An 18,426-nucleotide genomic window follows, 5' to 3' on the forward strand; every position below is an offset into this window, starting at 1 on the left:
TGCCATGACCGACGACGCTAGTGCGGACCTCCGGGCGTCCGACGCCGATCGTGAGCGGGTGGCCGAGATCCTGCGGGACGGCCTCGCCGAGGGACGGCTCGACATGGAGGAGTTCGAGGAACGCCTGGAGGCGGTGTACAAGGCGCGCACCTACGGCGAGCTGACGCCGATCACCCGCGATCTGCCGGCGGCCGGTGCGGCGGCGCCGCCGGTCCCGGTCTCCTTCGTCAAGGAGCCCGCGCAGCGCGGTGGTTGGGCCGGTCGGATCGTCGGCGGCGAGGGGTCGTCGACGGGTGGGGTCGCCATCATGTCGGGGTTCCAGCGCAAGGGCCGCTGGACGGTGCCGAAGCGGTTCAGCTGCTTCGCGTTCTGGGGCGGCGGCGAGATCGACCTGCGCGAGGCGGACTTCGCGGACCGCGAGGTCGAGATCAACTGCGTGGCGATCATGGGCGGTGTGCAGGTCGTCGTGCCGCCCGGGGTCGAGGTCGTCGTCCGCGGCATCGGCATCATGGGCGGCTTCGACCACCCGCGGGAGGACGGCCCGGCCGAGCCGGGCGCGCCGCGGGTGATCATCGGCGGGCTCGCCTTCTGGGGCGGTGTCGACGTGACGCGCAAGGTCACCCGCGCCGAGCAGCAGCGGCTGAAGGAGCAGCGCCGCCAGGAGAAGCTGGAGCGCAAGGAGTCCCGGCAGTCCCGGCACGAACTGCCGCGCGGGCGGCGCGAGGACCGGCAGGAGTTGTACCGGGAGCGGCGCGAGGAGCGGCGGGATCTGCACCGCGAGCGGCGCGAGGAGCGGGAGCAGCGGCGCCGGGACCGGGGGTACTGAACGCCGTCGGCGCCGATGCGGCCCGCGCCCCTACTTGGTGCAGACCTTGGTCAGTTCGCCGGCCGCGTCCGTCACCGGGCTCACGTCCGGGGTCTTGTCGCCGTTCTTGATGGCCGTGCGGATGTTCGACACGGCCTGCCGCAGATGGTCGACCGCCTTGTTGACGTCGGTGTTGTCGGTCTTGTCGCCGATCTTGTCGAGGTTCTTCTCGATGGAGTTCAGCGAGGTGTCGGCCTGGGCGGGGTCGTTCGCGGCGTTCTCCACGGCCTGCTGCAGGTCGGTGACGCTGTCGGCGATGGAGTCGGCGGTCTGCACGCAGTCCAGGGCCTTGTCGACGGCGTCGCAGCCGGTGGTGAGGCCGGCGGTGAGCGCGGCGGTTGCCACGACGGCGGCGACGGCGGTGAGACGGCGTCGGCTGACGGCCATGGTGGTGGTCCCTCCCCTGTTGGGCGCCCGGTGCGACTGACCGGGCGCGCGGTGGTGGGGCCGTGCGCCCGTACCCCTAGGACGCCGGGGAGGCCGCGCGGGTTGCCCGCGCGCACGCTTCCCGTTGGCCCGCCCTTTACTCGCCGAGTGCCGCTTCCAGCGTGGCGCGCTGGATCGCGGCCAGGTCGGCGCAGCCGGCGACGGCGAGGTCGAGCAGGGAGTTCAGTTCCTCGCGGGCGAAGGGCTCGGCCTCGGCGGTGCCCTGGACCTCGACGAAGCGGCCGTCGCCGGTGCAGACGACGTTCATGTCGGTCTCGGCGCGCACGTCCTCCTCGTAGCAGAGGTCGAGGAGGGGGACGCCGCCGACGATGCCGACGGAGACGGCGGAGACGGTGCCGGTGAGCGGCTGCCGGCCGGCCTTGATCAGCTTCTTGCCCTGGGCCCAGGCGACGGCGTCGGCGAGGGCGACGTACGCGCCGGTGATGGCGGCCGTGCGGGTGCCGCCGTCGGCCTGGAGGACGTCGCAGTCGAGGACGATGGTGTTCTCGCCGAGCGCCTTGTAGTCGATGACGGCGCGCAGCGAGCGGCCGATGAGCCGGGAGATCTCGTGGGTGCGGCCGCCGATCTTGCCCTTGACGGACTCGCGGTCGCCGCGGGTGTTGGTGGCGCGGGGCAGCATGGCGTACTCGGCGGTGACCCAGCCCTCGCCGCTGCCCTTGCGCCAGCGCGGGACGCCTTCGGTCACGGAGGCGGTGCAGAACACCTTGGTGTCGCCGAAGGAGACGAGGACGGAGCCCTCGGCGTGCTTGCTCCATCCGCGTTCGATGGTGACCGGGCGGAGCTGTTCGGGGGTACGGCCGTCGATGCGAGACATGGCATGGAGCCTATCCGTACCTGCGCAAGGGGCTCCTCCCGTGTCGGGAAGAGCCCCTGGAGAGCGAGTCCGCGGCCCCGGGGGCCGGGCGGCTCACATCATGTCTTCGATCTCCGAGGCGATCGGGTCGGCGTCGGTGCCGATGACGACCTGGACGGCGGTGCCCATCTTGACGACGCCGTGCGCGCCGGCGGCCTTCAGCGCGGCCTCGTCGACCAGCGAGCCGTCCTCGACCTCGGTGCGCAGCCGGGTGATGCAGCCCTCGACCTCCACGATGTTCTCGATGCCCCCGAGCCCGGCGACGATCTTCTCAGCCTTGCTGGCCATGTTCCTTCTCCCTGCTCCGTACCGGTTTGTCGCAGTAACCCACAGTTGGCCCATCTTTGCGAGCGGTCATGCCGTACGTGCCGAATGATGGCGATCACAACAGCGGAACCGTCCGCCAACTGGTCTACACCACCTGGGGGACGGTCGCCAAACCGCGACCGAGTCGAGTGGCCGGGAGGACGCCATGAGCGCCGACAGCGCACCCGCCGACAGCACGGCCGGCCCGGCGCGGGAGCGCTGGAACCATCTGTTCCAGGGCCTGCAGAAGATGGGCCGCAGCCTGCAGCTGCCGATCGCGGTGCTGCCGGCGGCGGGCATCCTCAACCGCCTGGGCCAGCCCGACGTGTTCGGCAAGGACGGGCTGGGCTGGACGGACGTCTCCAAGGTGATGACCGGCGCGGGCGGCGCCCTGCTCGACGGCTCGCTCGGTCTGCCGCTGCTGTTCTGCGTGGGCGTGGCGATCGGCATGGCGAAGAGGGCGGACGGCTCCACGGCGCTCGCGGCGGTGGCCGGTTTCCTCGTCTACTACGGCGTGCTGCACCAGTTCCCCGAGTCCTGCCCCGGCGGCTCCAAGGCGGTCCCGCAGATCGGCTGCCAGGTGAGCGTCGGCACCGGCACGGGCTCGGTGACACCCTTCACCTTCCAGAACCCGGGCGTCTTCGGCGGCATCGTCATCGGTCTGCTGGCCGCCTTCCTGTGGGCCCGCTTCCACCGCACCAGGCTGGTGGACTGGCTGGGCTTCTTCAACGGCCGGCGCCTGGTGCCGATCATCATGGCGTTCGTCGCGATCGTCTTCGCGGCGCTGTGCCTGTGGATCTGGCCCCCGATCGGCAGCGGCCTGGAGAGTTTCAGCCACTGGCTGCGGGACGTCGGCGCCTGGGGAGCGGGCGTCTTCGGCCTCGCCAACCGGGCGCTGCTCGTGATCGGCCTGCACCAGTTCCTCAACGTGCCCATCTGGTTCCAGTTCGGCAGCTACACCAAGCCGGACGGCACGGTGGTGCACGGCGACATCAACATGTTCCTGGCGGGCGATCCGAACGCGGGCCAGTTCACCTCGGGCTTCTTCCCGATCATGATGTTCGCGCTGCCGGCGGCCGCACTGGCGATCACCCACTGCGCCAAGCCGCACCGCCGCAAGGAGGTCGGCGGCCTGATGCTGTCGGTGGCGCTGACGTCGTTCGTGACGGGCATCACCGAGCCGATCGAGTACTCCTTCCTCTTCGTCGCACCCCTGCTCTACGCCATCCACGCCGTGCTCACCGGTGTCTCGATGGCGGTGACCTGGGCGCTCGGGGTGCACGACGGCTTCAGCTTCTCGGCCGGCCTGATCGACTACGTGATCAACTGGAACCTGGCGACGAGACCGTGGGGGATCATCCCGATCGGCCTGTGCTTCGCGGCGGTGTACTACGCCGTCTTCCGGTTCGCGATCACGAGATTCGACCTGAAGACACCGGGCCGGGAGCCGGAGGACGAGGTCGAGGACATCACCAAGGCCTGACCCCCGCGAGTCCGCCGCCCGACGGACTTCCGGACCTTGCGCCAGGGCCCTTCGGCCCCTTCGGCGCATCGGCACGCCGCGTAGCGTACCGGTAGCGGATTTCGTGGTTCCTTACAGCGCCTTCATCGTGCTACAACAGGTCTACACCACTGAGTGGTGTAGACCAGAGACGCTGCCGTCCCCTTCCCACGGATCCCCGGGCGGCGCTCGCATGCCCTCCCCCGGCCTCCGGCCGGAGGCACCCCCAGGAGGAAGTTGTGACCACGGCCAGCGCCGCTCCCGCGGCCGAGAAGAAGAAGGGCCCCGGCGTGATGGCCGTGCTGCAGCGTATAGGCCGCAGCCTGATGCTGCCGGTGGCGGTACTGCCGGCCGCCGCCCTCCTGGTCCGCCTCGGCAACACGGACATGTTGGGACGCCCCTCCTTCCCGACGTTCCTGACGAAGATCGCGTCGTTCATGGCCGCCGGCGGCAACGCGATCCTCGACAACATGGCCCTGCTGTTCGCCGTGGGCATCGCGATCGGCTTCGCGAAGAAGTCGGACGGGTCCACGGCCCTCGCCGCGGTCGTCGGCTACCTGGTCTTCAAGAACGTCCTCGGCACGTTCACCGACAAGAACCTGCCGAAGGTGGCGACGGTCGTCGACGGCAAGATCGTCATGGCGAACGCCCCGGCGGACGCCAAGGTCCTCGGCGGTGTGGTGATGGGCCTCGCCGTCGCCCTGCTCTACCAGCGGTTCTACCGCACCAAGCTGCCGGACTGGGCGGGCTTCTTCGGCGGCCGCCGGCTGGTGCCGATCCTGTCGGCCCTCGCCGGTCTGATCCTCGGCATCGTCTTCGGCTACATCTGGCCGGTGCTCGGCACGGGTCTGCACAACTTCGGTGAGTGGCTGGTGCATTCGGGCGCCGTCGGCGCCGGCATCTTCGGCGTGGCCAACCGTGCGCTGATCCCGATCGGCATGCACCACCTGCTGAACTCCTTCCCCTGGCTGCAGGCGGGCGACTACCACGGCAAGAGCGGTGACATCGCGCGCTTCCTGGCCGGCGACCCGACCGCGGGGCAGTTCATGACCGGCTTCTTCCCGATCATGATGTTCGGCCTGCCGGCCGCCTGCCTCGCGATCGTGCACTGCGCCCGCCCGGAGCGCCGCAAGGTGGTCGGCGGCATGATGCTCTCGCTCGCCCTGACCAGCTTCGTCACCGGCGTCACCGAGCCCATCGAGTTCACGTTCATGTTCATCGCGCCGGTCCTGTACGCCATCCACGCGGTGCTCACCGGTGTCTCCATGGCGCTGACCTGGGCGCTGGGCATGAAGGACGGCTTCGGCTTCTCCGCCGGCGCCGTCGACTTCACCCTGAACCTCGGCATCGCGAGCAACCCGTGGGGCCTGGCGCTGATCGGCCTGTGCTTCGGCGCCGTCTACTACGTCGTCTTCCGCTTCGCCATCACCAGGTTCAACCTGCCGACGCCGGGCCGCGAGTCCGACGAGGAACTCGCCGAACTGGAGAAGGCCGAGGCCAAGTAAGGCCCTTCCGAAAACCCGGCCGACGCCGAATTCCCCGATCCGCGAGGCGGATCGGGGAATTCGGCATGCCCATGTGCGAACCGCCGACAAAGTCCTCCTCATTCGTCAGACGGAATTTCCGGCCCCGGCGATCCAGTGACCATCGTCACCGACCCTCCCTTCTTGATCGCGCCGTCGCGCCGTGAATATCGTCTCCACCAGGCCGATCACGGCCGGGACCGACAACAACTGGGGAAATCATGAGCCTTCAAGCTCTGCGTGAACTGAACTTCACCGCGCTGACCGACGAAGAAGCCGCCGCCACGTCCGGCGAGGGCAAGAAGCCGAGCCGCGCCCAGTGCGAGTGGATTTTCGCGCAGATCGGCAATCCCATGTCCTGCAGCTACGGGGACTACTACAAGCTCTGGAAGTCGCTGGGCTGCGACAAGCTGTAGTGCGGACAGCGCCCGCCTCGTCCCGAGGCGGGCGCGTTCCTTTCCCGCCAGGAGTTCTTCAGTGAAGTGGCAGAGATACCACACCCATCAGTCGGGGGACACCGACTGCGGACCGGCGTCCGTGCGTGCCGTCCTGATGCGGCACGGGGCCGTGGTCGACGCGGCGATCCTGCGCGAGTCCACGGGCCTGGGCGAACGCGGCTCCAACCTGCTCAGGCTCCGGGAGGTCCTGCGGGGTTACGGAGTCGACAGCGAACTCCTCCGGCTGGACACCGACCAGCTGCGGCAGGCCGTACGGCTCGCGGGACCGGCGATCATCCTGCTGGCCGAGGACGGGGACCGCCACTTCGTGGTCGTCCACGAGGCCACCGACAGCGGCCACTTCATCATCGGCGACCCGCTGCTGCACCGCCCGATGCGCGTGGCGCCCGAGGTCCTCGCCGCCGTGTTCCACGGGGAGGCGCTGGTCACCGACCGGCCGAGCGCACGCCTGCCGCGGGGTGCCCGGCTGCGGGCCCTGCCGGGGCGGAGCCTGGTGTGGCAGACCGTCCGCGCCCACCGCGGACGCCTCCTGCTCATCCTGCTGGCCACCGCCGTCGTGGCGCTGGTCGCCCTGCTCAACAGCCTCTTCGTGCAACTGGCCGTCGACCACGTCCTGCGGGACGGATCCCGGCGGGCGCTGGCGGTGATGTCCGTCGAGTTCATCGGGGTCGCGGTGGCGGCGGCAGGCGTCCAGTATCTGCGCGGACGCGCCATCGTGGCGCTCAGCCAGTCGCTCCAGCGGACGTTGTCGGAGCGATATCTGCACAAACTCCTGCGCCTGCCCGCCGATTACTTCAAAGGCCGCAGAGCCGGTGATCTGGTCAGTCGGATCGACGACGTACAGGAAATCCAGGCGCTGGTGACGGCGGCCGCGGTCCGGGCGGCCATCGACATCTGTGTGGTTCTCTCGGTCGGCGGTTATCTCCTGGCGACCGGACCGACCCTCTTCCTTTTCCTGATTCCGCCCGCGGCGGTCAATGTACTCAGCTCGCTGCTCCTGTACCCGCACATCAGGAACGCCGCCGAAGAGGCCCTCCAGCGGGATGCCACACTGAAGTCGGAGACGCTCAACTCCCTGCGCGGGCACACCGAGTTGACCGGCTACGGAAAGCGTGAATACGTCTTCGAGCGGATGAGCCGCGCGCTGCGCCGCAGAATCGAGTCGGAAACCCGGCTGGGCCGGCTGGAGAATCTCAACTCCGTGATCAAGACGGCCAGTCAGACGGTCTTCACGGTGGTGGCGGCCTGGGCCGGGCTGAGCCGGATGCTCTCCGGCTCGCTCACCGTCGGCGAGGTCTTCGGCTTTCTGACCATGGCCGGCTACTTCCTGGGCGCCATGGACTCCGTGGCCTCCCTCCAGGTCACCGCCCAGCGCACCTCCGCGGCCCTCGGCCGCTACCGGGACGTGGTGCTGCAGCGCGAGGACGCCCGGCTCACGCTGCCGGCCGATCAGATCGTCCACCCGCTGGAACCGGCCGACATCGCGGTCCGGTCCCTGGGTTTCCGCCATCCCGGCGCCCGGCACGACACCCTCACCGGCATCGACCTCGACATCCCGTACGGCACGAGCACGCTCCTGCGGGGCGGGAACGGCTCGGGCAAGAGCACGCTCCTCGCACTGCTCGCGGGCACCCACCCCGGCTACACCGGCAGCGTCACCGTCGGCGGAGCCGAGATCGGCCGCATCACCGCCGACGCGTTGTCGCGCCATGTCCTCTACGTCCCCGAGAACCCCGTCCTGCTGCCCGCCTCCGTGCGCGAGAACCTCACTCTCGGTGTCCCGCACAGCACGGACGACATCCTGCGGGCGTGCCGCATCGCCTGCTTCCAGGACGTCCTCGACACCCTCCCCGAAGGCCTCGACGAGCCGGTGAAGGAGAGCGGCGCGGGACTCTCGCGCGGTCAGATCCAGCGTCTGTCCATCGCCCGCGCCGTGCTGCACGCCCCTCGGGTGTACCTGTTCGACGAGACGTTCAGCGGCATCGACCGGGACACCTTCGCCCGGATCTGGGAGGAGCTGGGCTCGGTCAAGGGCACCAAGATCGTGGTGTCCCACGGGCACGTCCAGGACGCCGCGTTCGACCTGGAGCTCTTCCTCGACCCCTCCACCGGCCTGCGCACGGAAAGCCCTCAGCCGCGATGAACCTCTCCGACCTGCTCGACCTCCTCCATGTCCCCGGGGGCGTCCCCGCCTCCGCACTCGCGGCCGACCTGGCACTGATCACCTCCATGTCACCGGAGCTCGCGGCCGCACCGCTCTCCTCGTCGGACCCCGCGGCCCTGGCGGCGGCGTACGACGCGCACCGCCCCCGCCCGGTGACCGCGGTGGTGCTCACCGCGAACGAGGAGGAGCGCATCGCCGCGTGCCTGACCGCACTCGCCGATGACGTCGACGGCTGTCTGCTGATCGACTCCGGCTCCTCGGACGGCACCGCCGAGCAGGCCCTGCGCGCCCGCCCCGGCACCCGGATCCTGTCCGCGCCGTGGGCCGACGACTTCTCCCGCCAGCGCAATCTCGCCTTCGGCGAGGTCACCGAGGGCTGGCTGTGCCATGTGGACGCCGACGAGGTCCTGGTGCCGTCGCACGCGGGCAGGCTGCGCCGCGCCCTGTCCGTGCTCGACCATCTGCTGCCCGGACACGACTTCGTCGTCTCCCCCGTGATCGCCGACCACGGCGGCTCGGTGTACACCAACACCCAGCGGGTGCTGCGGGCGGACGGCTCCTTCCGCTTCCGCGGCCGGGTCCACGAACACCCCTACGCCCCAGGCGACTTCGCCCCGCCGCGCGTCCAGGTCGACGTCCGCTTCGACCACTTCGGCTATCTGCCGGAGGTGATCGAGAAGAGGGGCAAGCGGGAGCTGTACGTCAGGCTGGACCGGCTGGGCCGGGCCGAGGAGCCGGACAACCCGAAGTGGGTGTACTACGAGGTCCGCGACGGGCTCGACCCGGCGGCGCCCGAGGAGGAGGTGCGCGCGGCGTTCGCACTGCTGGCGTCCGTCACGGGCGACATGGTGCCGGACGAGCCCGGCTACCGGACCGAACGGATCGTCGACTCCTGGAGCCTGCTGTGCGAGCTGGCCGTCCGGCTCGGCGACACCGAGGCCCTGCGGACGTACACGGGCCTGCTGGCGGGGGCCGGGCGGACCGTGGAGGCCACCTATTACCGCACGCTCGTGGAGGCCGGCAGGCTCCTGGGCCGGCTGTCCGCCCTGGTCGACGGCATCGCCTCGGTGGAGTCGGCCGAGGAGCCGGCGAACCGCCGTCTCATGGCCCGCCTGTTCGAGCTGCAGTCGACGCTCGCCCTCGCCAGCGGCCGCTACGAGACGGTGCTGCCCGCCTACCGGAAGGCGGCCGAGCGCGGTGCCGGCCGCAGCGTGACCGAGGACTTCGCCATGCTCGCCCGCGTGCTGGCCGAGGTCGACGCCTGACCCCCGCGTTCACGCGAAGGCCCTGGAACCGGACGAGCGGGTTCCAGGGCCTTTCCGGCCTTTCGGCCTTCCGTCTCCGGGAGAGCTAGATCTCGTACGTCACCCTCGGTGCGGCCAGCTCCACCGGGCCGCTGAAGACCTCGCGCGCGTCCCGGAGGTTGACCTGCGGGTCGGTCCACGGCGGGATGTGGGTGAGGACCAGGCGCCGCGCGCCCGCGCGGGCCGCCGTCTCGCCGGCCTCGCGGCCGTTGAGGTGCAGGTCCGGGACGTTCTCCTTGCCGTGCGTGAACGCGGCCTCGCACAGGAACAGATCGGTGTCCCGGGCCAGCTCGTCCAGCGCCTCGGTGACACCCGTGTCGCCGGAGTACGTCAGCGACCGCCCGCCGTGCTCGACACGGATGGCGTACGCCTCCACGGGGTGGCGGACCCGCTCGGTGTGCACCGTGAACGGGCCCACCTCGAACGTGGACGGCTTGACGGTGTGGAAGTCGAAGACCTCGCTCATGGACGAGGCGGAGGGAGTGTCGGCGTAGGCCGTGGTCAGGCGGTGTTCGGTGCCTTCGGGGCCGTAGACCGGGATGGGGTCGCAGCGGCCGCCGTCGTGGCGGTAGTAGCGCGCGACGAAGTACGCGAGCATGTCGATGCAGTGATCGGCGTGCAGATGGCTGAGGAAGATCGCGTCGAGGTCGTAGAGACCGCAGTGGCGCTGCAGCTCGCCCAGGGCGCCGTTGCCCATGTCGAGGAGCAGCCGGAAGCCGTCGGCCTCGAGGAGGTAGCTCGAGCAGGCCGATTCCGCGGACGGGAACGACCCCGAGCAGCCGACGACGGTGAGCTTCATGAAGCAGAAACCTCCGTTGGCGGGAAAGAGCAAAAGGGTGTGGGGAACGGGGGTCGTGCGGTTTGTCGAGCGTAAGGCGCGAAAGCACGGGTCGCTCCTCCGCAAAGGGCCGTTGTGGGCGAACTCACCTGCGCTGTCACCGGTTCGGCTGGACCGGGGGCGCAGAAGGTTCACCAGAGGGCGCGCGATCCTCGGCGCGCGCCGGTAACGTCGTCGTATGGACACGTCCTGGTGGCTGGCGCTCGCTGCGGTGGTCCTGCTCGCGCTGGTCGCCACGCTCATCGACGGCTGGGGGCGCGGTCGCCGGCCCGGCGGACGGCGCCTTCGGCCGCTCGGGCGTGCGGGAACGCGCCCTGCGCAGGCCGCCCGCCCGGTCCCCGGGGACATCTGGTGGGCGGACGTGCCCTACGAGGACCGCGCCGAGGTGAAGGACCGGCCCTGTCTGGTGCTGGCCGTGCGCGGGAACCGGGCCACGGTCGCGAAGATCACCAGCAAGTACCACGACGAGCGCGCCGGGGTGATCCCGCTGCCGCCCGGCGCGGTCGGCGACGCCCGCGGCCGCCCCAGCTTCCTGGAGACCGACGAGCTGCGCGAGGTGCCGGTCGGCGACTTCCGGCGCCGGGTGGGCGTGGTCGACCCGGTGCTGTGGGACCAGGTCCGGCACCTGGCGGGTTAGGCGGGCGCCGAAGGGGGCGCGGGGCTCCGTCGATGTGCGGCGCTCGGGGCGGAACGCCCCGTCACTTCACCGTCACGGTGACCGTCCAGTCCTGGATCCCCTTGCACGAGACCTGGCCGGGAGCCGTCGGCTGGGCGCACAGCGGGCGGGAGGACGTCAGCTTCACCGTCCCGTCGGCCACCGCGTGGTACGCGGCGCCGGCGTCGCCGGGCTGGATGACGAACCCCGCGTTGATGCCCCGCAGGGCCGTGCCGCTCGCCATGACCGGCTTCCACGGGCGGGACTTGGTGCCGTCCAGGGTCAGCCGGACCTCGCCGCCCTTTTCCACGCAGACGGTACGGCCGCCGTCCGCGGCCTTCAGCTGGACGTCCGCGGCGCAGCCGCCCGAGGCCGGTGCGGAGGGCGCCGACGGTGACACCTTGCCACCGCCTGCGGAGTCCGAGCCGCTGTTCGAGCCGCATCCGGCCAGGAGCAGCGCTGCCGCCGCGAGGGCGAGGGATGTCGTCGTACGGCGCATGGGGGTTCGCCTTTCTGCCGGGGCCGTGAGGGGGACTCGGCCGCCTGATGCAGATGTGACGTACCGGAGCCACGAACGGATCCCGCACGCGGAGGGCTTCCGCGTGCGGGATCGTCTGGTCAGGCCGTGCGGAGATCAGCTGGTCGTCAGGGCGGTGTCGTCCACGACGAAGCTGGTCTGCAGCGAGGAGTCCTCCACGCCGTTGAACTTCAGGGTGACCGTCTGGCCCGCCAGCGAGGACAGGTCGAAGGTCTTCTGGGCGTACCCGGAGGCCGCGTTGACGTTCGAGTACGACGCCAGGGTGGTCGAACCGGCGGTCACCGTCAGCTTGTCGTACGCGGTGCTGCCGGTCTCGGCGGTGTCGATGTGCAGGTAGAAGGTGAGCGTGGCCTTGCAGCCGGCCGGGATCGTCACCGACTGGGACAGCGTGTCGGTGTGCGAGGAGCCGTATCCGTCGAGCCAGGCCTTGTACGAGCCGCCGTGCGCGGCCTCACCGGAGTCGGTGGTGATGACACCGCTGGTCGCGGTCCAGCCGGTGCTGCCCGACTCGAAGCCGGGGTTGGCCAGCAGCTGGGACGAGGTGCAGCCGCCACCGCCGGAGCCGACGGTCCAGGTGAAGGAGGTCGAGCCGGAGGCGCCGGTGGAGTCCTTCGCGGTGACCGTGACCTGGTAGGTGCCCGCGGTGGACGCCGTGCCCGAGATCAGGCCGGTGGAGCTGTTGACGGACAGGCCGGTCGGCAGGCCGGTCGCGCTGTAGGTCAGGGCCGCGCCCGCGCTGTCGGTGGCGCTGATCTGCAGGCTGACCGAGCTGCCCGTGGTGGTGGACTGGCTGCCCGGGTTGGTGACGGTCACCGTGTTGCCGCTGCTGGAGCCGGCGGTGAAGGCGGCCGTGCCGTTCGGGGTGCCCCAGCCGGTCGGGCCGTCGTAGCCGGCGGTCGCGGTGCAGAAGTACGACGGGGAGCAGCTGCCGTTGTTGCCGCTGGTGACGTCGTACAGGTTGCTCGTGTGCTGGTACGGGTACTTCGCCGGGTAGTCGCTCGCGCCCGGGGTGCCGGCGAGGGCGTAGACCGAGGCCATGATCGGCGAGGAGGCGCTGGTGCCGCCGTAGACCGCCCAGCCGGAGCCGCCGTAGGTGTCGTAAACCGCGACGCCGGTGGCCGGGTCGGCGACGGCGGAGACGTCGGCCTCCATGCGCTTGGAGCAGCCGGTGTCGGTCTGCCAGCTCGGCTTCGGGTCGTACGCGGAGCAGCCGGAGCCGGTGCCCTCGGTGGAGCTGGTCTTCCAGACGGACTCGCTCCAGCCTCGGGAGTTGGAGGCGGTGGTGAGCGCGGTGCCGCCGACGGCGGTCACGTACTGGGAGGTCGCCGGGTACTCGGCGCCGTAGGCGGAGTCACCGGAGGAGACGGTGATCGCGACGCCCGGGTGCTTGAAGTACTGGGTGTCCTCGCTGGTCTGGGAGGAGGCCTCGGAGCCGCCCCAGCTGTTGGAGACGAACTTGGCGCCGAGCGCGACGGCCTCGTTCTCGGCGATGCCGAGGTCGGTGTCGTTCGCGGAGTTCGCCTCGACCAGGTCGATGCTGCAGTTCGGGCAGACCGCGCTGACCATGTCGATGTCGAGCATCTCTTCACCGGCCCAGCCGGTGTCGTTGGTCGGCAGCGAGGTGGTGGAGCCGGTCTGGCTGACCTGCTTGAAGCAGCCGTTGGCCTTGGTGCAGGCGGACAGGCCGTAGGTGGAGCGGTAGGTGGCCAGGTCCGACTCCGCGTTGGGGTCGTTGTAGGCGTCGACGATGGCGACCGTCATGCCGGAACCGGCCGTGGTGGGCAGGTTGTAGGCGCTGTGCAGGTTGGCCGGGGAGAGGCCGGAGGGGGCCGCGGCGGCGAGTGCCGAGGCGAGGCGCTGCTTGATGTCGGTGCGGCGCTGGGCGAAGCAGGACGCGTGGCCCGGCTTCGCGGTGGCGCACAGGTGCGTCGTGGGCACCTTCTGACCGGCCTTGCCGGTGGAGTGGAAGGTCTGCCGCGCGGGTGCGGTCAGCGCCTTGTCGTTCTGCGCGACCTTGGTGCTGTGCGGGTGGACCGCGGTGGGCTGGGCCCCGGCCGTCGGTGCCGCGACGAGTCCGGCGACGGTGAGGGCGAGGGCCGGGAAGGAGACGGCGACGAGTCTTCGCAGACTCCGTCTCCGCTTGCTCAGGCGTGACTCACGCATGGGGTGCTGCCTCCGTTGACGTGGGGATGCGCACTGGATTGGCAGGCCCGTGACGCGCGTAGCGGCGGTGGAACCGCGCAGTCATGAGCATGACATTCGCAGACACCTGCCAGGACGCTGGGTGAGCGTGACATGACAGGGTGCGGGAGGAACGTAGCCCTGGCCCGCGCATGACCGGCAGTGCCGGATGGATTTCTTTGCCCTGCCGTAGGAATGGCTTAGCCCCCTCATTAGAGGGGGCTTCGGCGCACTCGGGAGGGGTTCTACGCCCAGAGCTGGCCCTGCAGCGTCTGGATGGCCTCCTCGGTGGTGGCCGCCGTGTAGACGCCGGTGGACAGGTACTTCCAGCCGCCGTCGGCCACGACGAAGACGATGTCGGCGGACTCCCCCGCCTTCACCGCCTTCTTCCCCACACCGATCGCCGCGTGCAGGGCGGCGCCGGTCGAGACGCCCGCGAAGATGCCCTCCTGCTGCAGCAGTTCACGGGTGCGGGTGACCGCGTCGGCCGAGCCGACCGAGAAACGCGAGGTCAGCACGGAGGCGTCGTACAGCTCCGGTACGAAGCCCTCGTCGAGGTTCCTGAGGCCGTACACCAGGTCGTCGTAACGCGGTTCGGCGGCGACGATCTGGATGCCCGGCCGGTGCTCGCGCAGATAGCGGCCGACGCCCATCAGGGTGCCGGTGGTGCCGAGACCCGCGACGAAGTGGGTGATCGAGGGCAGGTCGGCGAGGATCTCGGGGCCCGTGGTGGCGTAGTGGGCACCCGCGTTGTCCGGATTGCCGTACTGGTAGAGCATCACCCAGTCGGGGTGCTCGGCCGCCAGCTCCTTCGCCACGCGCACGGCGGTGTTGGAGCCGCCCGCGGCCGGCGAGGAGACGATCTCGGCACCCCACATGCCGAGCAGGTCCCGGCGCTCCCGCGAGGTGTTCTCCGGCATCACGCACACCATGCGGTAGCCCTTGAGCCTGGCCGCCATGGCGAGGGAGATGCCGGTGTTGCCGGAGGTGGGTTCGAGGATCGTGCAGCCCGGGGTCAGCCGGCCGTCCTTCTCCGCCTGCTCGATCATGTGCAGGGCCGGGCGGTCCTTGACCGAGCCGGTGGGGTTGCGGTCCTCCAGCTTGGCCCAGATCCGGACCTCGTCGGACGGCGACAACCGCGGCAGCCGCACCAGCGGGGTGTTGCCCACCGCGGCGAGCGGGGAGTCGTAGCGCATCGCTGCTCAGCGGCCGATCAGCGCATGCCCGGCAGAACCTCCGGCGACGGCCGGCAGGATCGTCACGGTGTCGCCGTCGGACAGCTTGGTGTCGATGCTGTTGAGGAAGCGGACGTCCTCGTCGTTCAGATACACGTTCACGAACCGGCGCAGCTTGCCCTCGTCCACGATGCGGGCCTGGATGCCCGCGTGCCGGGTCTCGAGGTCGGCGAACAGCTCGGCGAGGGTGTCGCCGCTGCCCTCCACCGCCTTTTCACCGTCGGTGTACGTGCGGAGGATGGTCGGGATGCGGACCTCGATGGCCATGGTTGCGGGCTCCTGTCGGAAGGGGTGTGGTCTGCGGGCGCACGACTGGGGATCCCCCCGGGGCGTTCGGGACCGGGGGACCGCCGCGGCCACGGCCGTACGGCGGCGGGGGACGTCAACAGATGGCGCTGTTCAGCCTGCACAGGTCGACGTGCAGCCGCGCCACGAGCAGCGTGCCCTGCGCCTTCTCGCTCACGTCGTTCAGAACCATGGGCTCATCGTATCGATTCCCTGCCCCGGTTCCCGAGTGTGATCTCGCATGCTGGATGAATTCTGACCGGACTGCGAGATCAGTAGGCCTCCACGACCTTGACCTCCTCCTCCGTGACCTCACCTTCCACGATGCGGAACGAACGGAACTGGAACTCACCGAGGCCGTCGGTGTCGGCGGTGGACACGAGGACGTAGTGGGCGCCGGGCTCACCCGCGTAGGAGATGTCGGTGCGGGAGGGGTGGGCCTCGGTCGCGGTGTGGGAGTGGTAGATGATCACCGGCTCCTCGTCGCGGTCGTCCAGCTCGCGGTAGAGCTTGAGCAGATCGCCCGAGTCGAACTCGTAGAAGGTGGGCGACATGGCCGCGTTCAGCATCGGTACGAAGCGCTCGGGGCGGTCCGAACCCGCGGGGCCCGCGACGACGCCGCACGCCTCGTCCGGGTGGTCCCTGCGCGCGTGGGCGACGATCTGGTCGTACAGGGCCTGGGTGATGGTCAGCATGACGGTCAGGATAAGCAGAGGGCCGTCCCGTACCGAGGTGTGGTACGGGACGGCCCACATGCTGGACGTCCTGAGCGGCGGCCGACGAGGATGCCACGAGTACCCTCGCCGGCCGGACGTCCCTTTTCCGGTGGCTACACCGGTGGCCGCGCGGTGCTCAGCGCTTGCGGAAGGCCGCGGCCTCCGGGTTGCGGCGCTTGAGCACCCAGTAGGAGACGCCGAGGATCGCGCCCCACAGCGGAGCACAGTACAGCGAGACCCGGGCATCCTTGTCGATACCCATGAGCACGATCACCATGAAGATGAACAGCAGCGCGAAGACGCTGGTGTACGGCGCACCCGGCGCGCGGAACTCGCTCTGCGGCAGCAGCCCGCGGTTCGCCTTGCTCCGGTAGCGGATCTGGCAGATCAGGATGACGATCCAGGCCCACATGCCGGAGATGGTCGCGAAGGACACCACGTAGTCGAACGCCTTGCCCGGCCACTGGTAGTTGATCCAGACGCCGACCAGCATCAGCGCGGCGGAGAACGTCGTGCCGGCCAGCGGGGTGCCGCTGCGCGTGAGCTTGGTGAAGAACTTCGGGCCCTGGTTGTTGAGCGCCAGGTCGCGCAGCATGCGGCCGGTGGAGTACATGCCGGAGTTGCAGGAGGACAGCGCCGCCGTGAGGACGACGAAGTTCACGATTCCGGCGCCCGCGGCCAGGCCCATCTTCTGGAAGGCGGCCACGAACGGGCTCACCCCGGGGTGGAAGTTGGTCCACGGCACGACCGACAGGATCATGATCAGCGCGCCGACGTAGAAGACGGCGATGCGCCACGGCACGGTGTTGATCGCCTTCGGCAGCACCTTCTTGGGGTCCTTGGACTCGCCCGCGGTGACACCGACCAGCTCGACGGCGAGGAAGGCGAACATGACCATCTGCAGGGTCATCAGCGTGCTGCCGACGCCGTGCGGGAAGAAGCCGCCGTCGTCCCACAGATGGCTGACGGAGGCGGTGTCGCCGGCGTCGGAGAAGCCGATCGTGAGGATGCCGGCGCAGATCAGGATCATGCCGACGATCGCGGTGACCTTGACCATGGAGAACCAGAACTCCAGCTCACCGAAGAGCTTCACGGAGATCAGGTTGGCGCCGTACAGGACGAACGTGAAGACCAGCGCCGAGACCCACTGCGGGATGTCGAACCAGTACGTCATGTAGGCGGCCGCGGCCGTCACCTCGGTGATGCCGGTGACCACCCAGAACAGCCAGTACGTCCAGCCGGTGACGAAGCCCGCGAAGGGACCGATGAACTCGCGCGCGTACTCGGAGAACGAACCCGACACGGGGCGGTACATCAGCAGCTCGCCGAGCGCCCGCATGATCAGGAAGATGACGACGCCGGCGATGGCGTAGGCGAGGATCAGGCTGGGACCGGCCTTGGAGATGCCCTTGCCCGCGCCGAGGAACAGGCCGGTGCCGATGGCACCGCCGATGGCGATCATCTGGATCTGCCGGGACCCGAGCCCGCGCTGATACCCCTCGCCGCCCTCGCTGTCCTCGGCCCGCGCGGCCTCATTGCCGTCGCGAAGCTGATCGACCTGCGATGAGGTCATGTGTGGTGCGCCTTTCTCCATGCCGACCCGGGCCTTTCGTCGGCCTCGGATCGGGTTTCGATCCCCCCGGATGATGGAGTCGGGCGGGATTCACGAACCCGCCCCTGCCTGGCCGACGGTCGTCGGCTCGGTGGCGCACCCGGCCGGACGTGGGTGGTGTCGGCCGGGCGATCGTGAAGATTTATCACGGCCGCAATACTGATCACAGGGGTGAGTTGTGACGCACCGCACAGGGAAAAGCGGACAAAGGGCGAACAATCCTTGCAGAACCGGCCGGAACGGTGACGGGATCGTTATCCGGAATTGAGCGTCCTCTGAGCGAACACTCACGGACGGCGAAAACCCGCCGAACGCACTCGGGCCGCCGAACCGCCCGGACTAGGGCATGAGCGTGGCGACCAGGGTCTCCTGGAGCCCACCCAGCCACAGATAGGCCATCACCATCGGCTTGCGCGGATCCTCGTCGGGGAGCCGGTAGAGCAGATCGGTGTCGTCCTCGTCGGTGATGTCCAGCCGGGTGCCGATCGCGAGCCGCAGGTCGTTGAGGGCGGCGAGCCACTGCCGGGACTCCTGCGGCGCGAGCTTCAGCACCGCCCCGCCGTCCTCCACCGGGGCGAGCGAGTCCAGGGTGCGGACCACCGCGAGCGCGTTCTCGCGCTTGCCGGTCCTGAGGTCGTTCTCGGTGTAGCGGCGGAACTCGGCGGAGTGGGCCCGTCGCTCCTCGGCGTCGGCGGGCGAGTCCGGGGCCTTCTCCGGGTCGCTGTAGGCGTCCGGGAAGAGCCTTCTGAGCACCGGATCGGCGGGCGGCTCGGTCGGACCCTCCGCGAACAGCTCGGCGAGCGGGTCCTCCGGGGAGTCGGCACCGGGGCCGGGACCGATCAGCTCCATGAGCTGGACGGCCAGCGACCGGATGATGGAGATCTCGACGTCGTCGAGCGCGACGGCCGCGCCGCCGCCGGGGAGCGGTTCGAAGTGTCCGGGCAT

19 protein-coding genes are annotated in these 18,426 nt (G+C 70.0%); 7 read left to right on the forward strand and 12 right to left on the reverse strand.

Annotated features, from left to right (window positions below; translation table 11 throughout):
• Positions 1–4 precede the first annotated feature (4 nt).
• Positions 5–826 (forward strand): DUF1707 SHOCT-like domain-containing protein, encoded by an 822-nt coding sequence (locus AQI95_RS31390; protein WP_067131516.1) that lies wholly within the window; start codon positions 5–7, stop codon positions 824–826.
• A 30-nt stretch (positions 827–856) separates the two neighbouring features.
• Here the strand turns inward: AQI95_RS31390 and AQI95_RS31395 are convergent, their stop codons facing one another.
• The 3 genes from AQI95_RS31395 to AQI95_RS31405 form a co-directional block, all read right to left on the reverse strand.
• Positions 857–1,252, reverse strand: a complete 396-nt coding sequence (locus AQI95_RS31395) for a hypothetical protein (protein WP_067131519.1) — start codon at positions 1,250–1,252, stop codon at positions 857–859.
• Positions 1,253–1,388: 136 nt separating this feature from the next.
• Complete coding sequence (rph, locus tag AQI95_RS31400; protein WP_067131522.1) at positions 1,389–2,126, reverse strand: ribonuclease PH; 738 nt, start codon at positions 2,124–2,126, stop codon at positions 1,389–1,391.
• 93 nt (positions 2,127–2,219) lie between these two features.
• Complete coding sequence (locus AQI95_RS31405) at positions 2,220–2,453, reverse strand: PTS sugar transporter subunit IIB (protein ID WP_067131525.1); 234 nt, start codon at positions 2,451–2,453, stop codon at positions 2,220–2,222.
• A 184-nt stretch (positions 2,454–2,637) separates the two neighbouring features.
• Between AQI95_RS31405 and AQI95_RS31410 the strand changes: the two genes are divergently transcribed.
• The 5 genes from AQI95_RS31410 (at position 2,638) to AQI95_RS31430 (ending at position 9,382) form a co-directional block, all read left to right on the forward strand.
• Positions 2,638–3,954: a PTS transporter subunit EIIC gene (locus tag AQI95_RS31410; RefSeq protein WP_067131528.1), complete on the forward strand. Its 1,317-nt coding sequence runs from the start codon at positions 2,638–2,640 to the stop codon at positions 3,952–3,954.
• 257 nt (positions 3,955–4,211) lie between these two features.
• Entirely contained in the window at positions 4,212–5,477 is a 1,266-nt protein-coding gene (locus AQI95_RS31415; protein WP_067131530.1) for a PTS transporter subunit EIIC, read from the forward strand.
• 239 nt (positions 5,478–5,716) lie between these two features.
• The gene (locus AQI95_RS31420; protein WP_067131533.1) at positions 5,717–5,911 is read left to right on the forward strand and encodes a hypothetical protein; all 195 of its coding nucleotides are present in this window, start codon (positions 5,717–5,719) and stop codon (positions 5,909–5,911) included.
• A 61-nt stretch (positions 5,912–5,972) separates the two neighbouring features.
• Positions 5,973–8,096, forward strand: a complete 2,124-nt coding sequence (locus AQI95_RS31425; protein ID WP_067131536.1) for a peptidase domain-containing ABC transporter — start codon at positions 5,973–5,975, stop codon at positions 8,094–8,096.
• On the forward strand, positions 8,093–9,382 hold the full coding sequence (locus tag AQI95_RS31430) for a glycosyltransferase (RefSeq protein ID WP_067131539.1): 1,290 nt from the start codon (positions 8,093–8,095) through the stop codon (positions 9,380–9,382). The genes AQI95_RS31425 and AQI95_RS31430 overlap by 4 nt, the downstream gene beginning before the upstream one ends.
• A gap of 85 nt (positions 9,383–9,467) precedes the next feature.
• Here the strand turns inward: AQI95_RS31430 and AQI95_RS31435 are convergent, their stop codons facing one another.
• Positions 9,468–10,220: an MBL fold metallo-hydrolase gene (locus AQI95_RS31435; protein WP_067131541.1), complete on the reverse strand. Its 753-nt coding sequence runs from the start codon at positions 10,218–10,220 to the stop codon at positions 9,468–9,470.
• Between the two features lie 217 nt (positions 10,221–10,437).
• Between AQI95_RS31435 and AQI95_RS31440 the strand changes: the two genes are divergently transcribed.
• A complete protein-coding gene (locus AQI95_RS31440; protein WP_067131544.1) occupies positions 10,438–10,896 on the forward strand; it encodes a type II toxin-antitoxin system PemK/MazF family toxin in 459 nt (152 codons plus the stop codon).
• Between the two features lie 61 nt (positions 10,897–10,957).
• Here AQI95_RS31440 and AQI95_RS31445 read toward each other — a convergent pair whose 3' ends face one another.
• The 8 genes from AQI95_RS31445 to AQI95_RS31475 form a co-directional block, all read right to left on the reverse strand.
• Complete coding sequence (locus AQI95_RS31445) at positions 10,958–11,413, reverse strand: hypothetical protein (RefSeq protein WP_067131547.1); 456 nt, start codon at positions 11,411–11,413, stop codon at positions 10,958–10,960.
• Positions 11,414–11,548: 135 nt separating this feature from the next.
• Positions 11,549–13,615 (reverse strand): putative Ig domain-containing protein, encoded by a 2,067-nt coding sequence (locus AQI95_RS31450; RefSeq protein WP_067131550.1) that lies wholly within the window; start codon positions 13,613–13,615, stop codon positions 11,549–11,551.
• Positions 13,616–13,878: 263 nt separating this feature from the next.
• On the reverse strand, positions 13,879–14,829 hold the full coding sequence (locus AQI95_RS31455; protein WP_067131553.1) for a PLP-dependent cysteine synthase family protein: 951 nt from the start codon (positions 14,827–14,829) through the stop codon (positions 13,879–13,881).
• 6 nt (positions 14,830–14,835) lie between these two features.
• Positions 14,836–15,135 (reverse strand): MoaD/ThiS family protein, encoded by a 300-nt coding sequence (locus AQI95_RS31460; protein ID WP_067131556.1) that lies wholly within the window; start codon positions 15,133–15,135, stop codon positions 14,836–14,838.
• 115 nt (positions 15,136–15,250) lie between these two features.
• Complete coding sequence (locus AQI95_RS50195; protein WP_341849486.1) at positions 15,251–15,346, reverse strand: putative leader peptide; 96 nt, start codon at positions 15,344–15,346, stop codon at positions 15,251–15,253.
• A gap of 79 nt (positions 15,347–15,425) precedes the next feature.
• Positions 15,426–15,848: a M67 family metallopeptidase gene (locus tag AQI95_RS31465; protein WP_067131875.1), complete on the reverse strand. Its 423-nt coding sequence runs from the start codon at positions 15,846–15,848 to the stop codon at positions 15,426–15,428.
• 157 nt (positions 15,849–16,005) lie between these two features.
• Entirely contained in the window at positions 16,006–17,442 is a 1,437-nt protein-coding gene (locus tag AQI95_RS31470; protein ID WP_067131559.1) for an amino acid permease, read from the reverse strand.
• 378 nt (positions 17,443–17,820) lie between these two features.
• Complete coding sequence (locus tag AQI95_RS31475; RefSeq protein WP_067131562.1) at positions 17,821–18,426, reverse strand: DUF2017 domain-containing protein; 606 nt, start codon at positions 18,424–18,426, stop codon at positions 17,821–17,823.

Source organism: Streptomyces yokosukanensis, from assembly GCF_001514035.1.
GTDB lineage: Bacteria > Actinomycetota > Actinomycetes > Streptomycetales > Streptomycetaceae > Streptomyces > Streptomyces yokosukanensis.